The sequence below is a fragment of the Actinoplanes sp. CA-252034 genome (assembly GCF_050956125.1).
In the GTDB taxonomy this organism is placed as follows: Bacteria; Actinomycetota; Actinomycetes; order Mycobacteriales; family Micromonosporaceae; genus Actinoplanes.
Genome location: NZ_CP191846.1, coordinates 3,874,613 through 3,889,578, shown reverse-complemented (window position 1 = coordinate 3,889,578; position 14,966 = coordinate 3,874,613). Strand labels below are relative to the sequence as shown.

At 70.4% G+C, this 14,966-nt stretch carries 11 protein-coding genes; all 11 read left to right on the top strand.

All coding sequences use genetic code 11. The features are described from left to right. Positions 1–30: 30 nt before the first annotated feature. Positions 31–1,797, top strand: coding sequence for an aa3-type cytochrome oxidase subunit I (gene ctaD, locus ACQPZW_RS17535; RefSeq protein WP_433795961.1), 1,767 nt, complete (start codon positions 31–33; stop codon positions 1,795–1,797). 174 nt (positions 1,798–1,971) lie between these two features. Further along, positions 1,972–2,850: a hypothetical protein gene (locus ACQPZW_RS17530; RefSeq protein ID WP_433795960.1), complete on the top strand. Its 879-nt coding sequence runs from the start codon at positions 1,972–1,974 to the stop codon at positions 2,848–2,850. A 41-nt stretch (positions 2,851–2,891) separates the two neighbouring features. After that, complete coding sequence (locus ACQPZW_RS17525) at positions 2,892–3,785, top strand: trypsin-like serine peptidase (protein ID WP_433795959.1); 894 nt, start codon at positions 2,892–2,894, stop codon at positions 3,783–3,785. Next, the gene (locus ACQPZW_RS17520; protein ID WP_433795958.1) at positions 3,770–4,045 is read left to right on the top strand and encodes a carboxypeptidase-like regulatory domain-containing protein; all 276 of its coding nucleotides are present in this window, start codon (positions 3,770–3,772) and stop codon (positions 4,043–4,045) included. The genes ACQPZW_RS17525 and ACQPZW_RS17520 overlap by 16 nt, the downstream gene beginning before the upstream one ends. Beyond that, positions 4,042–5,133, top strand: a complete 1,092-nt coding sequence (locus tag ACQPZW_RS17515) for a trypsin-like peptidase domain-containing protein (protein ID WP_433795957.1) — start codon at positions 4,042–4,044, stop codon at positions 5,131–5,133. The genes ACQPZW_RS17520 and ACQPZW_RS17515 overlap by 4 nt, the downstream gene beginning before the upstream one ends. A gap of 3 nt (positions 5,134–5,136) precedes the next feature. Continuing rightward, complete coding sequence (locus tag ACQPZW_RS17510; RefSeq protein WP_433795956.1) at positions 5,137–6,198, top strand: hypothetical protein; 1,062 nt, start codon at positions 5,137–5,139, stop codon at positions 6,196–6,198. Beyond that, positions 6,185–8,872: an ATP-binding protein gene (locus ACQPZW_RS17505; RefSeq protein ID WP_433795955.1), complete on the top strand. Its 2,688-nt coding sequence runs from the start codon at positions 6,185–6,187 to the stop codon at positions 8,870–8,872. Before ACQPZW_RS17510 ends, ACQPZW_RS17505 begins: the two co-directional genes overlap by 14 nt. A gap of 120 nt (positions 8,873–8,992) precedes the next feature. Continuing rightward, a complete protein-coding gene (locus tag ACQPZW_RS17500; protein WP_433795954.1) occupies positions 8,993–10,132 on the top strand; it encodes an alpha/beta hydrolase family protein in 1,140 nt (379 codons plus the stop codon). A gap of 323 nt (positions 10,133–10,455) precedes the next feature. Continuing rightward, positions 10,456–13,170 carry a hypothetical protein gene (locus tag ACQPZW_RS17495; RefSeq protein WP_433795953.1) on the top strand — a complete coding sequence of 905 codons (2,715 nt, stop codon included), beginning with the start codon at positions 10,456–10,458 and terminating at the stop codon, positions 13,168–13,170. A 186-nt stretch (positions 13,171–13,356) separates the two neighbouring features. Beyond that, entirely contained in the window at positions 13,357–13,914 is a 558-nt protein-coding gene (locus ACQPZW_RS17490; RefSeq protein ID WP_433795952.1) for an RNA polymerase sigma factor, read from the top strand. Then, complete coding sequence (locus ACQPZW_RS17485; protein WP_433795951.1) at positions 13,911–14,966, top strand: hypothetical protein; 1,056 nt, start codon at positions 13,911–13,913, stop codon at positions 14,964–14,966. Before ACQPZW_RS17490 ends, ACQPZW_RS17485 begins: the two co-directional genes overlap by 4 nt.

Genomic DNA, 14,966 nt, shown 5'->3' with positions numbered 1-14,966 from the left:
AGTATCCGCACCGCAGTCGAGGAGCCTTGCATGACGACCGTCGCGCCGAGACCGGTGCCCGTCCGGCCACATCCGGTACGCCGGCAGGTGAAGGGTTCGGCGCTCGCTCGGATCCTGCGCACGACGGACGCGAAGCAGATCGGGATCATGTACATGATCACGGCCTTCGTGTTCTTCCTGCTGGGTGGCCTGATGGCCCTCCTGATGCGCGCCGAGCTGGCCCGGCCGGGCATGCAGCTGCTCTCACCCGAGCAGTACAACCAGTTGTTCACCATGCACGGCACGATCATGCTGCTGTTCTTCGCGACGCCGATCGTGTTCGCGTTCGGCAACTACGTGGTGCCGATCCAGATCGGCGCGCCGGACGTGTCGTTCCCCCGGCTCAACGCGTTCGCCTACTGGCTCTACCTGTTCGGTGGTCTGATCACCATCGGCGGATTCGGCACGCCGGGTGGTGCCGCCGACTTCGGCTGGTTCGCCTACACGCCGCTGAGCAACAGCCTGCACTCGCCGGGTATCGGCGGGAACATGTGGGTGGTCGGGCTGGCGCTGTCCGGGCTCGGCACGATCCTCGGCTCGGTCAACCTGATCACCACGATCCTGACCCTGCGGGCCCCGGGCATGACCATGTTCCGGATGCCGATCATGACGTGGAACATGCTGGTCACCGCGCTGCTGGCGGTCATGGTCTTCCCGTTCCTGGCGGCCGCGTTGTTCGCGCTCGCCGCCGACCGGGTGCTCGGTGCGCACGTCTTCGATGTGGCGACCGGCGGGCCGATGCTGTGGCAGCACCTGTTCTGGTTCTTCGGTCACCCCGAGGTCTACATCATCGCGTTGCCGTTCTTCGGCATCATCACCGAGGTCATCCCGGTGTTCAGCCGTAAGCCGGTCTTCGGCTACAAGGGCCTGGTCGCGGCGACGCTGCTGATCGGCGCGCTGTCGATGTCGGTGTGGGCGCACCACATGTTCGCCACCGGCCAGGTGCTGCTGCCGTTCTTCAGCTTCCTGAGCTTCCTGATCGCGGTCCCGACCGGCATGAAGTTCTTCGTCTGGATCGGCACCATGTGGCGCGGCCAGATCAGCTTCGAGTCGCCGATGCTGTGGGCCGTCGGCTTCCTCGTGACGTTCCTGTTCGGTGGGCTGTCCGGCGTGCTGCTGGCCTCGCCGCCGATCGACTTCCACGTCTCCGACTCGTACTTCGTGATCGCCCACTTCCACTACGTGCTCTTCGGCACGATCGTGTTCGCGGTGTTCGCCGGCATCTACTTCTGGTTCCCCAAGATGTTCGGCCGCAGGCTCGACGAGAAGCTGGCGAAGATCCACTTCTGGCTCACCATGATCGGCTTCCACGGCACGTTCCTGGTGCAGCACTGGCTCGGCACCAAGGGCATGCCCCGCCGGTACGTCGACTACCTGCCGGCCGACGGCTACACCTTCCTCAACACGTTCTCCACGATCGGCTCGTTCATCCTCGGCCTCGCCACCCTGCCGTTCCTCTACAACGTGTGGAAGTCCTACAAGATGGGTCCGGTCGTCACCACTGACGATCCATGGGGCCACGGCAACTCCCTGGAATGGGCCACCACCACCCCGCCTCCTCTGCGCAACTTCGACCGGATGCCGCGGATCCGCTCCGAGCGCCCGGCCTTCGACGTGAAGTTCCCGCACCTGGCCGCCGGCGAGCAGTCGCTGGCCGGCCCACCGGAGGGCGGGGCCCGGCCACTCACCCCGGAGTCCGACGGCGGCGCGACCTACACCGAGGACGTCGGATCGAGCCGGAAAAGATCCAAGAAATGAATCAGGAAAGGCCGGGCCCAGCGCCCGGCCTTTCTTTTTGTCGGCAAACCGACAACACGCAGAAGAAGCACAAAACGATGGCCCCACGGTGCCACCGGTCGTGGATACTCATTTCGCCCCCGAGCGCGCCACACGCGCCCGAGATCACATTCGGAATAGGGCGGGAGATCCCCGATGACAACAATCGTCTATGTCCACGGAAACGGTAACAAGATTGCATCCGCCGCGCTACGCGGCCAGTGGGACCGCGCGCTGTTCGGACGCGACATGGGCGAACGGTCCCGGATGGCGTACTGGGCGCCGGTGCTGCACGCGAGCCCACTGGGCGCCGGCGAGGCCGATGAGGCACAGCAACTGCCGGCGTCGCCGCTGGAGTCGTTCGTCCCCGAGTCGCCACCCCCTGACGACTTCACCGCCGCGGTGCTGCGCGAGACCGGCGACGATGCCGGGAAGCTGGAGCCGTGGCTGCGCGACCTGGTCTACACCGGCGACGCCATCGTCGACGGAGAGAACACCGCACCCCCGGTGACCTCACCTTTCGAGGCCCTGCCACTGCCGAGACCGCTGCGTCAGGCGGCCTTCCGGGAGCTGGTGAAGCGGACCTTCAAGGACGTGTACGCCTACTTCTTCGGCGGCCGGGGCGACGCCATGCGCCAGATCGTCCGCGACAGCCTGTCCGGGCTGGACGGCCCGGTCGTCGTGCTCGGGCACAGCCTCGGCTCGATCATCGCCTACGACGTGCTGCGCGAACCGGCCTTCGCCGGGCTGACCGTGCCGCTGTTCGTCACGGCCGGCTCCCCACTGGGCGTCACCGAGGTCCAGGATCTCGTGGCGCGCCCGTTGCAGGTCCCGGCGCCGGTCGCACAATGGCGCAACGTCTCCGATTTCCGCGATCTCGTCGCACTCGATCACACCATCCGGCCGGAATTCACTCCGGCGAGCCGGTGTACGGATCTTTCCGTCGTCAATGACAGCTGGAATCATCACGGCATCGGTGAGTACCTGGCCACGGTGGCGGTCCGTCAGCCGATTCTTCAGATCTTCCAGCAGTGAACCGGTCAGGAGACTCACCAGAGATGCAAGAAATCAAATCAGTGACCAACCCACGGTCGCCGTTCGAGAGCGCCGACACAGCGCCGGTGCGCCCCACGTCCACGTCCGGTTCGGCCGGGACCGCCTCGGGCGAGCCGTCGCGATCGGTGCGGTTCCTGACCGTGAGAGGGCGCAGCGGACCGCTGCTGCCCCCGTTCGAGTCGATCATCGGCCGCGACGAGCGGGTCCGGATCGTCGACACCGACCTGTCCCCGTGGCGGATGGTCTGCTCGCTGCAGATGCGGGGACCGAACGGGTCGGGCGCGATCGGCACCGGCTGGCTGGTCGGTCCGCGGACGGTGCTGACCGCCGGGCACTGTGTCTTCAGCACGTCCTTCTTCGGCGGCTGGGCGGCCACCATCGACGTCATCCCGGGCCGCAACGGGTCCGGGCCGGCCGCCGAGTCGGAGCCGTTCGGCCGGGTCACCAGCACCAGCTTCTCCTCGGTGGACCGGTGGCAGAGCAGCGAGGACCCAGACTTCGACATCGGCTGCATCCACCTGGACGAGCCGATCGGCGAGACCGTCGGCTGGTTCTCCGTCGGGGTGCGCACCGCCGAACAGCTGGAGGGCTTCCAGGTCAACGTCTCCGGCTACCCGGGCGACCGGGGCAACGGGACCGCGCAGTTCCACGGCAACAACCGCATCGTGCAGGTCAGTGAGCGCCGGCTGTTCTACGAGGTGGACACGTTCGGCGGGCAGAGCGGCGCGCCGGTGTGGATCTACGAGAACGACGACACCACCAAGCCGCTGGCGGTGGGCGTGCACGCGTACGGCACCGGCGGCACCCCGTCGACGCTGGGCATCACCGCGAACTCCGCGCCGCGGATCACGCCGGAGGTGCTGGCGCTGGTCACCGAGTGGGTCACGCAGGACGGCGGATGGCCGAGCCCCTGAGCTCCCGCACGGAACGGGCCGGCCGGGTCCTCGACGAGAACGGCCGTCCCGTCCCGTACGCCACCGTCGTGATCGTCTCCGGCAGTGTGCCGATGCCGGAGATCGCCCTGCTGGCCGACGCCGACGGCCGTTTCGGTCTCCGGCTGCCGCCGGGGGTCTTCACCCTGCGCGCCCACGGCCCAGCCGGTGCCGGGGACACCGCCGTCGAGGGCGCGCCGGCACAGGACGAGATCGTGATCATGATCGGAGGTGAGCGATGACGGACCCCTGGCAGCCGTCCGGCCCGTGGATGATGCGGTTCCGGCAGGCGCTCGCGCAGGCCTTCAACGACCAGACGATGGAGCTGCTCACCTTCGACCACTTCGCGCCGACCACGTTCTCCACCATCGCGTCGCCGGCGGCCGGCCCCTTCGAGTACCGGCTCCAGTTGCTGATCAACCAGGCCCGCATGGAGGACTGGCTGCTCGACCTGGTGGCCGCCGCCCACGAACGCCGCCCGAAGAACCCCGTGCTCGCCGCGATCGCCGACGACCTGGGCCTCACCGCCGGCGGCGCCCGGCTCGACAACCCGACCGGGCAGCCGCTGCAGCTGCTCATTCAGGCGAACGCCCAGTTCATCACCCCGGCGCTGTTCGCGCAGCGACTACCCGTCCTGGAGGGACGGATCTGCTGGATCGCGATCCCGGGCGGCGGCGGCACCGGCTTCCTCGTCGGCCCCGACCTGCTGCTCACCAACGAGCACGTGATCCGGCCGATCCTCGACGGGCGGGTCGGCGCCTCCCAGGTGCGCTGCTGGTTCGACCATCGGATGTCCCTCGGCAACGCCGGGCTGCCGCAGAAGAAGATCACCGAGGTGGCCCTGGCCGGTGACTGGCTGGTCGACAGCCGCCCGCCCAGCACGTTCGACTGGACGCCCGCGCTCGGCGACGCCGGACCGGAGGAGACCGACAGTGCACTGATCCGCCTCGCCGACCCGGTCGGCGACATGCCGGTCGGCAGCTCCTCGGATCCGGCCGACCCGGTCCGCGGCTGGATCCGCTACGAGGCCGGCACCCCGCTCGCCGTCGGCAAGCAGGTGTTCCTGCTCCAGCATCCGGAGGGCGAGCCGCTGCAGCTGACCATCGGCACGGTCACCGCCTTCAACAACGCCGGAACCCGCGTCCGCTACGACGCCAACAGCAAGAACGGCTCCTCCGGGGCGCCGTGCTTCGACGCCGACCTGCGCCTGGTCGCCCTGCACCACGCCCACGACCCGGGTTTCCCGCCCGCCTGGAACCAGGCGGTCCCGATCGGCATGGTCCGCGACGTGTGGCGCAAGCACGGCGTCGCCGCCGGGTGGGAGGACTGAGCCGTGCCCCTCACCGGCGCCCAGGTGTCGCGCCTCGCGAAGACGATCGGCGACTGGTGGGACCACAACGGACTCGACCAGTTCGCCAGCGACCGCCTGAACGTGAACCTGGTCAACCTGAAGGCTGACGGCAGCCTACGGGACCGCGCGTACACCCTGATCAACGAGCTGAACTCGAAGGTCTTCCCGCCCCGCGACCACGACCTGCTGACGGCGCTGTCCACGGCGGGGCCGAACCCGGCGATCCGGGAGGCGGCCACCGAGTTGCTGCGGCCCGACTTCGTCTCCCTCAACGGCACGCCGCTGGGCGCGATCATGGTGGGCCGGGCGGCGTTCGTGAATCGGGGCGACCTGCGGCGGGCGCTGAGCGAGTTCGTCGATCCCTCCCACAACACGACGCATGTGCTGATCGTCCGGGGCGTGGAGCCCGGCGGGAAGTCGTACACCTACACCTTCCTGCGTCACCTCGCGGCGTCCACGGTCGGCGCTGTCTCGACACGTCTGCGGCTCAGCAACACGGCGTACAGCCCCCGCATGTTCTTCGAGCAGGTCTTCCGGCTGCTCGGCCTGGACCTGACCCGGTTGCCGGAGCTCACCGACGATCCACAGGCGGCCCGCATCGACTCGCTGGTGGCCGCCTTCACCGGCCAGGTGACCCATCTGCCGAGCGCGTACTGGCTGGTCATCGACGACCTCAACGATCCGGCGGTCACCCGGGAGGTTCGGGAGGCCGCGTACGCGCTGGCCTTCGCCGTGGAGGAGTCGCGGCCACGGAACCTGTGGGTGGCGCTGCTCGGCTACAACGCCGAGGTCACCGATCCGGAGCTGCTGTACGTCGCGCAGGAGGACGCCCGGTTCCCGAGCGAGGCGCACCTCGCCGAGCACTTCCGGTCGATCGCCGAGCACAGCGGGAACCCCCTGACCGAGAAGCAGGCGCTGACGTACGCGCAGAGCCTGATGTCCGGGCACCCCGTCCTGTCCAAGGCGGTGATGAGCCGGCTCTGCCTGGTGATCAACGAAATGGGCGAGAAGCTGCGACGGGGTGAGCCCATTGAGCGAAGCTGACGACAGCGTGTTCACCCTCGCCGAGCTGGAGAGCATCCTCGGGCTGGACGCGGGCGCCGACGACCTCGGCCCCTATCTGGACGCGGCCGCCGTGCTGGAGGCCTTCGACCCGCTCACCCTGCGCCCGGCCGGTCCGGTGGAGGACGCGGACGGGCTCTCGGTGATCGACAGCCTGCTGCCGCGCTGCGAGCCGGTGTCCGAGGGCGCGGGCCGGGGACTGTGGACGCTGACCCTCGCCGACCGCCGGGCACGTCTGGCCACGCTCGGCACCCGGACCGGGATGCGCGACGCGCTGCGGGCCAATCCGGACCATCCCGATCTGCCGGTGCAGCGCATGTTCGAGCTGGTCCTGGACGACCGGCCGATCAGTCCGGCGGAGCTGTCGCGTCCCGAGCTGGCCGCCCTGGTCACCCTGCACGACTGGCTCGACGGCATCCTCGACGTCCTTCCGCCGGCGCGGGACGTCCTGCGGGCGCTCGCCCGCGACGACGTGACCGCCCCGATGCGCCGCCTGGTGGCGGAGGGCTTCGTCGGACGGTCCGAGGAGCTCCTCGAGCTGCGCCGGTACGTCCTCGACGACTCGCCCTTCCCGGCGCCTCTCGTGTTCGTTCACGGCCCCGGTGGGGTCGGCAAGTCGACCCTGCTGGCGCAGCTGCTGCTGACGGTGGCCGGGATGCGCCTGCCCGTCGCCTATGTCGACATCGATCGCCCGACGGTGCGCCCCGACCGGCCCACGACTCTGGTGCTGGCCATGTTCGAGCAGCTCGCGGCCCAACTCGACATCCCACCCGGCGCGCGCGACGCCCTCCTGAAGGAGCTCGCCCACCTGCTGAGACGACAGGACGACACGCATGCTTTCGAGTCGAACCTGCAGCCGGTCCACGACGCCGTGCGCAAACTGCTCGAATACCGGCTCGGTGACCGTCACATGCTCGTCGTCGTCGACACGTTCGAGGAGGCTCAATACCTCGGCGGCGACGTGGTGTGGCTGCTCCTGGACTTCCTTCGCGAACTCCTCGACATCCTGGGCGGTCTCCGGATCGTCGTCGCGGGGCGGGCCCTCCCCCGCGAGCTGAGCCAGGTCTTCCCGGGGCGGCGGGGCGAGGTCGACCTGGGCGTCCTCGACCAGGAGTCGGCGCGGGACCTGCTGCGGCGGCCGGAGCTGCCGGGGCTCTCCGTGGCGGACCTCGACGACGTCATCGCGGTGGTCAGCCGCAACCCGATGTGCCTCAAGCTCGCCGTCCGGCTGCTGCGCGACGAGGGCGTGGAGCGCCTGCGCGAGTCACGCAGCGACTTTCTGACCCACCTGCGGGCCGAGAAGATCCAGGCGCTGCTGTACGGCCGGATCCTGCGCCACCTGCACTCGGACACCGCCCGGGCGGTCGCCTTCCCCGGCCTGGTGGTACGCCGCATCACCCCCGGCGTCGTCCGCGACGTGCTCGCCGGACCGTGCGGCCTCGACCTGCGCGAGACGACCGCCGAGCAGGTCGTCCGGGAGCTGGGCGCCGAGGTCGCGCTGGTCGGACAGGACGCCGACGGCAGTCTCCGGCACCGCGCCGACGTGCGCCGGTCGATGCTGCAGGACCTCACCGACCAGGTGCGCGAGGAGGTGGTCACCGAGATCGATCAGGGCGCCGTGGCGTACTACGCGACGCGCGACGATCCGGTCAGCCGGGCCGAGGAGATCTATCACCGGCTGCGGCTGCGGCAACCCGCGGACGTGCTGGACGTCCGCTGGCTGCCGGCCGCCGCCGATCATCTCCGCAGCGCCGTCGAGGAGGTGCCGCCCGCGCAGCGGCTGTGGCTTGCCCGGCATCTCGGGATCACCCTCGACGACGCGGTCCGCCGGGCGGCGAGCCTGGTCGAGTGGGAGGACCAGGCGGGCCGCATCGCCGGCCGGTACCTGCAGGCCGGGCGGGCGCAGGACGCCGTGACCACGCTGCGCGAGCGCGCCGACCGGTCTCCGCGGAGCCCGCTCTACGCCCTGGAGGCCGAGGCGCTGCGGTTCCTCAGCCTGCCGGACGAGGCGTTGCGGGTGGCCCGCACGGGGGTCGAGGCGGCGATCCGGGCCGGCGCCGTCGACATGGCTCTGGACCTGCTGCTGAAGATGACCGTGATCGAGGAGGGCCGCGGCCGGCTGGACGCCGCGGCGGGGCTGGCCGACGAGGCCGCCGACGTATCCCGGCACAGTGTTAACGAGATGCTCGTGCTGCAGGCCTCGATCACCGGGCTGCGGTTGCGGCGCCGGCGCGGTCTGGACGTTCCCGAGCTGACCCTGACCGACGACCAGCGGCACGGTTTGCAGACCCGGCCGGTGCTGCTGCGCGAGGCCGCCGCCGAGCTGGCGGCCGACGACCCCGGCCTGGCCGCGTCCGCGATCCAGGTGCTCGGCTTCGATGTGGCCACCCCCGCGCAGACGGTCGCCCTGGCCCAGGCGGTGATCGCGCTGACCGAGACGGTGCCCGATCTGGATCCGGCCTTCCTCACCGGCGCCCGGGGCTTCCTGATGACCGACGACACCGCGTTCGTCGAGACGTGGGTGCACAGTGCGGTGACGAGCCGGGAGATCCGGCAGGCCGCGTCGGCGCTGGCCCGGGCCGATCCCGGCGCACGGCCGCTGCCGGAGTTCCAGGACTACTTCCGGGCCGGTGTGGACAGCTCGCTGACCCGCTGATCCCTCACGCGATGTATCACCACGGTCTGACGGGCGCCGCCCGATGTCGGTCCGCGGGCGGACGATTCGAGGTCGCCGCCGTTCCTAGCATCGGTTGACTCCGATCGAAGGGAACAGCCCATGAGAGCCCTCCTCGCGGTGTGCGCACTCACCGCCGGCCTGCTCGTCCCGGTGGTGACCGGGACCGCGGCGCAGGCGGCCGAGCCTCTGCAACTGTCGGCGCCGACCGGCCGGTACGCGGTCGGCGCCACCGAGCTGTACCTGAGGGACACCGCCCGCCCCGACCCGTGGGTGCCCGAGCAGACCGCCCGGGAGCTGATGGTCACCCTCTGGTATCCGACGAGTACCCGGCAGGGCACCCGCACCGAGTACCTGTCCGCCGAGGAGTCCCGCCTGCTGATCGAGGGCAAGCACCTGGAGGGCGTCCCGCTGGACATCTTCAGCACGGTCGGCACGCACGCGATCGTGGACGCGAGACCGGCCGGCAGCCCGCACAGCCTGCCGCTGGTCGTACTGTCACCGGGCTGGACCCAGCCGATCGCCACGCTGACCGGGCTGGCCGAGGATCTGGCCAGTCACGGCTATGTGGTGGCCGGCATCGACCACACCTACGAGACCTACGCGATCACCTTCCCGGACGGGCGGATCACCGGGTGCGCGGCGTGCGCGCTCGACGACGACCGGGCGTTCTTCGGCAGGTTGTACCGCAGCCGCGCGGCCGACATGTCGTTCGTCCTCGACGAGCTGACCGGCCGGGATCCGGCGTGGCGGGGCAGCCGGCTGATCGACACCCGGCGGATCGGCGCGGCCGGGCACTCGGCGGGTGGGGCGTCCGCTCTGGCCGCCCTGGCCACGGACCGTCGCATCGACGCCGGGATCGACGTGGACGGCACGACGAACAGTGGCGGCGAGCCGGTGATCCCGGTGACCGGCCTGTCCCGGCCGGCGCTCGTGCTGACCAGCGACGATCATCTGCCGGGCGGCCACGACCGGTGGCTGACCGCGGACTTCGCCAACCTCACCGGATGGAAGCGGTGGCTGGCGGTGGCCGGGACCGACCACGCGTCGTTCACCGATCTCGGGATCTTCGCCGATCAGCTCGGCATCGACATCGGTGCGACGACGCCGGGCGCACGGGCCACCGGGATCACCCGCCGCTACGTACGGGCGATGTTCGACGAGCACCTGCGGCACCGGCCGCAGCCTCTGCTCGACGGGGTGTCGGCCCGTTACCCCGAGGTGACCGTCGCGGCCCGGTGAGAGTCGGGCGGGCCGCTCGGATGTTAGCGATCACTTGGAACCTGTCAAGGTTTCCGCTAAGTCCCGGGCGGCCCGCCCTCACGCGTCATCATAAAGCTTCCTATCAATGCCTGGCGGGCGTTGACGTGCCATTGACCTGCATGCAAAGCTGCCGTCATCCAATCGAAGCAATTCGATGATTTGACCTCAATCTCCGCTGCCCAGGCCTCTTTCACGCACGCAGATGAAACGTTACACGGGGAGGACTCCCCTACGGGCGCCGAGCTCACCACCACCGTGTGCGGCAGCGGTCTCGCCACCTCCGGACTCGAAGGCTGATCCCCATGCAGGAACTCTCCCGCCGCACCTTCGTACGCGGCGTCGCCGCCACTCCCCTGCTCGCCGCTGTCCCCGGCTCGCCCGCCGCGGCCGAGCCCCTCCCGCTGCGAGTGCCGCCGGCTCCCGTGCAGGCACCCGACACCGTGGCACTGAAGTGGCTCGAAGACCGGCCCGGCACCAACGTCGGCAGCACCTGGGGTGTGCCGTGGCCACAGGGCGCCGTCCCGGCCGACTCACCGTTCGCGTTGACCAGCGCCGAGGGCACGGCCGTGCCGGTGCAGAGCTGGCCGATCGGATACTGGCCGGACGGGTCGCTCAAGTGGAGCGCACACGCGCTGCCCGCCGACGCGCCGCTCTCCTCGTCGTACACGCTGAGCCGGACCGCCGGCGCTCCGGTCACCACCGCCGTGACAGTCGCCGAGAGACACGACACGATCACCGTCGGAACCGGTGTGATCGATGTGGTGATCCGCCGTCGCGGCTCGTCGCTGATCAGGTCGATCACGCGCGGCGGAGTGGAGATCGCTCGCGCGTTGGAGCTCGTCAGCCTGCGCCAGACCACCGCCGGCGACGGGGACGAGCGCCGCACCTCCCGGGAGCGCCTGACCAGCGACATCCGGCGCGTGACCGTCGAACAGCGCGGACCCGTGCGGGCGGTCGTCCGGATCGAAGGCGACCATCGGCGGCGCGGGCGGTCGTGGCTGCCGTTCATCGTGCGGCTCTACCTCTACGCGGGAGCCGAGCACGTGCGGGTCGTGCACACGTTCCTGTTCGACTCCGAGGGGCAGAAGGAGTTCGTCGCGGGGCTCGGGGTGCGCGTCGGGGTGCCGATGCGCGACGAGGCCTACGACCGGCACATCCGCATCTCCGGCGACGGCGACGGGCTCCTGCGCGAGGCGGTCAAGGGCATCACCGGCTTGCGCCGAGACCCCGGAGCAGTGGTACGGAACGCGCAGCTCGCCGGCCAGAGACTGCCCGATCCGGCGACCTGGGACCAGCGCGTCACCACCCGGCTGCCGCTCATCCCGACCTGGGGCGACTACACGCTCGCACAGCTCAGCTCGCAGGGGTACACGATCCGCAAACGCACCAGGGCCGGGCACGGGTGGATCGACGTGGACTCGGGACAGCGGGCCGGCGGGTTCGGCTACGTCGGCGGGGTCAGCGGCGGGCTCGGGTTCGGGATGCGCGACTTCTGGCAGAAATACCCGGCGCAGCTCGACATCCGGGGCGCCGACACCGCCGAGGCGCAGGCGACACTGTGGATGTGGTCGCCGGAGGCGGGGCCGATGGACACCCGGTTCTACCACGACGGGCTCGGCCAGGACACCTATCCTGAGCAGCTCGAAGGGCTCAACATCACCTACGAGGACTACGAGCCCGGATTCGGTACGCCGTACGGCATCGCGCGAACCACGGAGCTCAGCTTCTTCGCGCTCGCCGCCACTCCCTCTTCCGTGGAGACGGCTGCTCTCGCCCGTACGATCAAGAATCCACCGCAGATCGTCGCTCCGCCCGCCCACCTGGCCGCCGCCGGAGCGTTCGGGGGGTTGTTCGCCCCCGTCGACCGGTCCACGCCCGACCGGGCGAAGATCGAGGACCGGCTCGACTTCCTCTTCGACTACTACCGTGACCAGGTCGAAGCCCGGCACTGGTACGGGTTCTGGAACTACGGCGACGTGATGCACACACCGGACGTGGACCGGCACGTGTGGCGCTACGACATCGGCGGCTACGCGTGGGACAACTCCGAACTGTCGCCGGACCTGTGGCTGTGGTTCGCCTACCTGCGCTCCGGGCGCGCCGACATCTTCCGCTTCGCCGAGGCGATGACCCGGCACACCGGCGAGGTCGACGTCTACCACCTGGGCAAATGGGCCGGACTGGGTACGCGCCACGGCGTCCAGCACTGGGCCGACAGCGCCAAACAGCAGCGCATCAGCACCGCCGTCTACCGGCGCATCTTCTACTTCCTGACCGCCGACGAGCGGGTCGGCGACCTCATGCACGAACTGGTCGACTCCGACCGGACGTTCCTGGCCCTCGACCCGCTGCGCAAGATCCGCACCGAGCCGTACACGCCGGACCCGCACGCCCTGTCGATCGGTCTCGGCACCGACTGGAGCGGCCTGGCCGCGGCCTGGCTGACCGAGTGGGAGCGCCGCGGCCCGAAGGCCGCGATCGCCGAGAAGAAGCTGCTCGCCACCATGCGCACCATCGGCCGGATGCCCAACGGGTTCGTCACCGGCAGCGGCCTCTACGACCTGGACACCGGCGAGTTCGCTCCCGCGCAGAAGACCGTGAGCGTGTCGCACCTGAGCGCCATGTTCGGTCAGGTGGAGATCTGCGCCGAGCTGATCGCCCTGGTCGACATGCCCGCTTTCGAGGCCGCCTGGCTGCAGTACTGCCGCCTGTTCAACGCGACCCGCGACGAGCAGACCGCCGAGACCGGCGCCCACTTCGGCAACCTGATCCTCAAGCAGGGCCACTCCCGCCTGACCGCCTACGCCGCGTCCCGCCTCGGCGACGCGGCCCTGGCCACCAGGGCCTGGCGCGAGTTCAACACCACCGACGGCTACACCGACGCCTCCCCGTGGCGGACCGTCGCGCTGACCGGCCCGGAAGTCCTCAACCCGGTCGACGACGCCTCCTGGGTCGACACCAACACCACCGCCCTCTACGGCCTGGCCGCCATCCAGAACCTGGCCCTGCTGCGCTGAAGCTGATCATCGGGACCGTCGTTCCGGCAGGTGCCGTCCGGCACCTGCCGGCGATTTCCGCCCGCGCCCTCCCTCTTCGCCGCGACTTGCCCGGCGGCCGGTGAGGTGTTCCAGCGAGTCCCGGGACCGGAACGATTCGGTACGCACGGCGGTAACGTTCGGGGCCGGACCGGACATGGACGTGACGTGATCTCTCCTGAGGAGCGCTTCCGGCGGGTCTACGCGGCCAACTTCGAGGCGATGCTGGCGTACGCGATGCGCCGGGTCGAGCAGGCCGAGGACGCGTCGGACGTCGTCGCCGAGACGTTCCTGGTGGCGTGGCGGCGCGGCCGTGAGCTGCCGCCCGACGACGAGGTCACCCTGTGGCTGTACGGGGTGGCCCGTCGCGTCGTCGCCAACCACCACCGTGGCGGTGTGCGCCGGGACCGGCTCGGCGAGCGGCTGCGCCAGCGCATCACCGAGCTGGTCGCCGCCGATCCCGGACACGAGGTGCCGCAGCGACTCGCCGTGCGGGCAGCGCTGGCCCGGCTGCCCGAGACGGATCGGGAGGTCCTGATGCTCACCGTCTGGGAGGGGCTGCAGCCGCGGGAGGTCGCCGAGGTCGTCGGCATGAGCGCGGGCGCGGTACGGACCCGGCTGTCGCGGGCGCGGGCCCGGTTACGGGAACTGGTCGGTGACGATCCGCCGACACCCGGACATGTACTCGACGTCCTGACCGCGACCGTCCCGGAGGAGGGCCGATGAACGACGACCAGCTCCTCGACGCGGATCCCCACCGTTCCTTCGCCGGCCGCCTCGACGGGGCGGACCTCCTGGAGGAGATCATGTCCGTGCCGCACGCGCCGTCCTTCCCACTGCGCCGCCGTCTCGCCGGGGCGGTGGCCGCCGCTGCCGTGGTGGCCGGGATCCTGAGCGCCTCCACCCTGCTGCCTGATCGTTCCCGGCCCGTCCCGCTCGCTCTGCCGAGCGTCACGCCTGAGGCGTCGCCCAGCCCGTCGACCGGCGGTGCGGGCGGCGGTCACGAGCTGGATCTGAAGTACGCCGCGAGCCATCCGCGGCTGCTCATCGACGAGCCCGGCTGGAAGCTGCGGGTGATCTACGGCTTCGCCGGCGGGACCGGTTCCGCCGTCTTCCACAAGGGCGACCGCGGCGTCACCATGACCTGGTACCGGGCCGAGCACTACCAGGGCTATCTGGAGGACCGGCTGCACGTCAGCAGACCGAGGGCGACCCGGGTGGCCGGGACCGACGCGAAGGTGTTCACCTACAGCCGCAGCGACTTCGCGGTCATGCTCGACCCGCGCGACGGCACCTTCGTCGAGATCCGCGTCCAGGGCGGCGGGGTGAGCCGGTCCTACTTCGACGGTCTGCTCGAGCGGATCGAACGGGTCGAGCCGGATGTCTTCCTGGCCGCGCTGCCGCCGGAGGTCGTCACTCCCGGTGAGGCGACGACCGAGGCGGAGAAGGCCCTCACCGGGGTGCCGCGCCCGCCCGGATTCGACGCCGGGAACCTGGGACTGGACGGCGCGTACACGCCGTACCAGTTCCAGGCCCGGGTGGTGAAGCTGGTCGCCTGCGGCTGGGCCGGCGAGTGGGTGCGCGCCGACGAGGCCGGCGACGACATGGCCGCCGAGACCGCGGCCGCGGCGCTGCGCGGCAGCCGGAACTGGCCGGTTCTGAAGGACATGCACGCGTCGAAGCGCGGGGACTGGTCCAGGATGCTCTGGGCGGCGACCGGCGAGAAGGGGCGTGACATGCCGCGGGACGTACGGAATCTGGCGGGCTGTAGCGAGTGA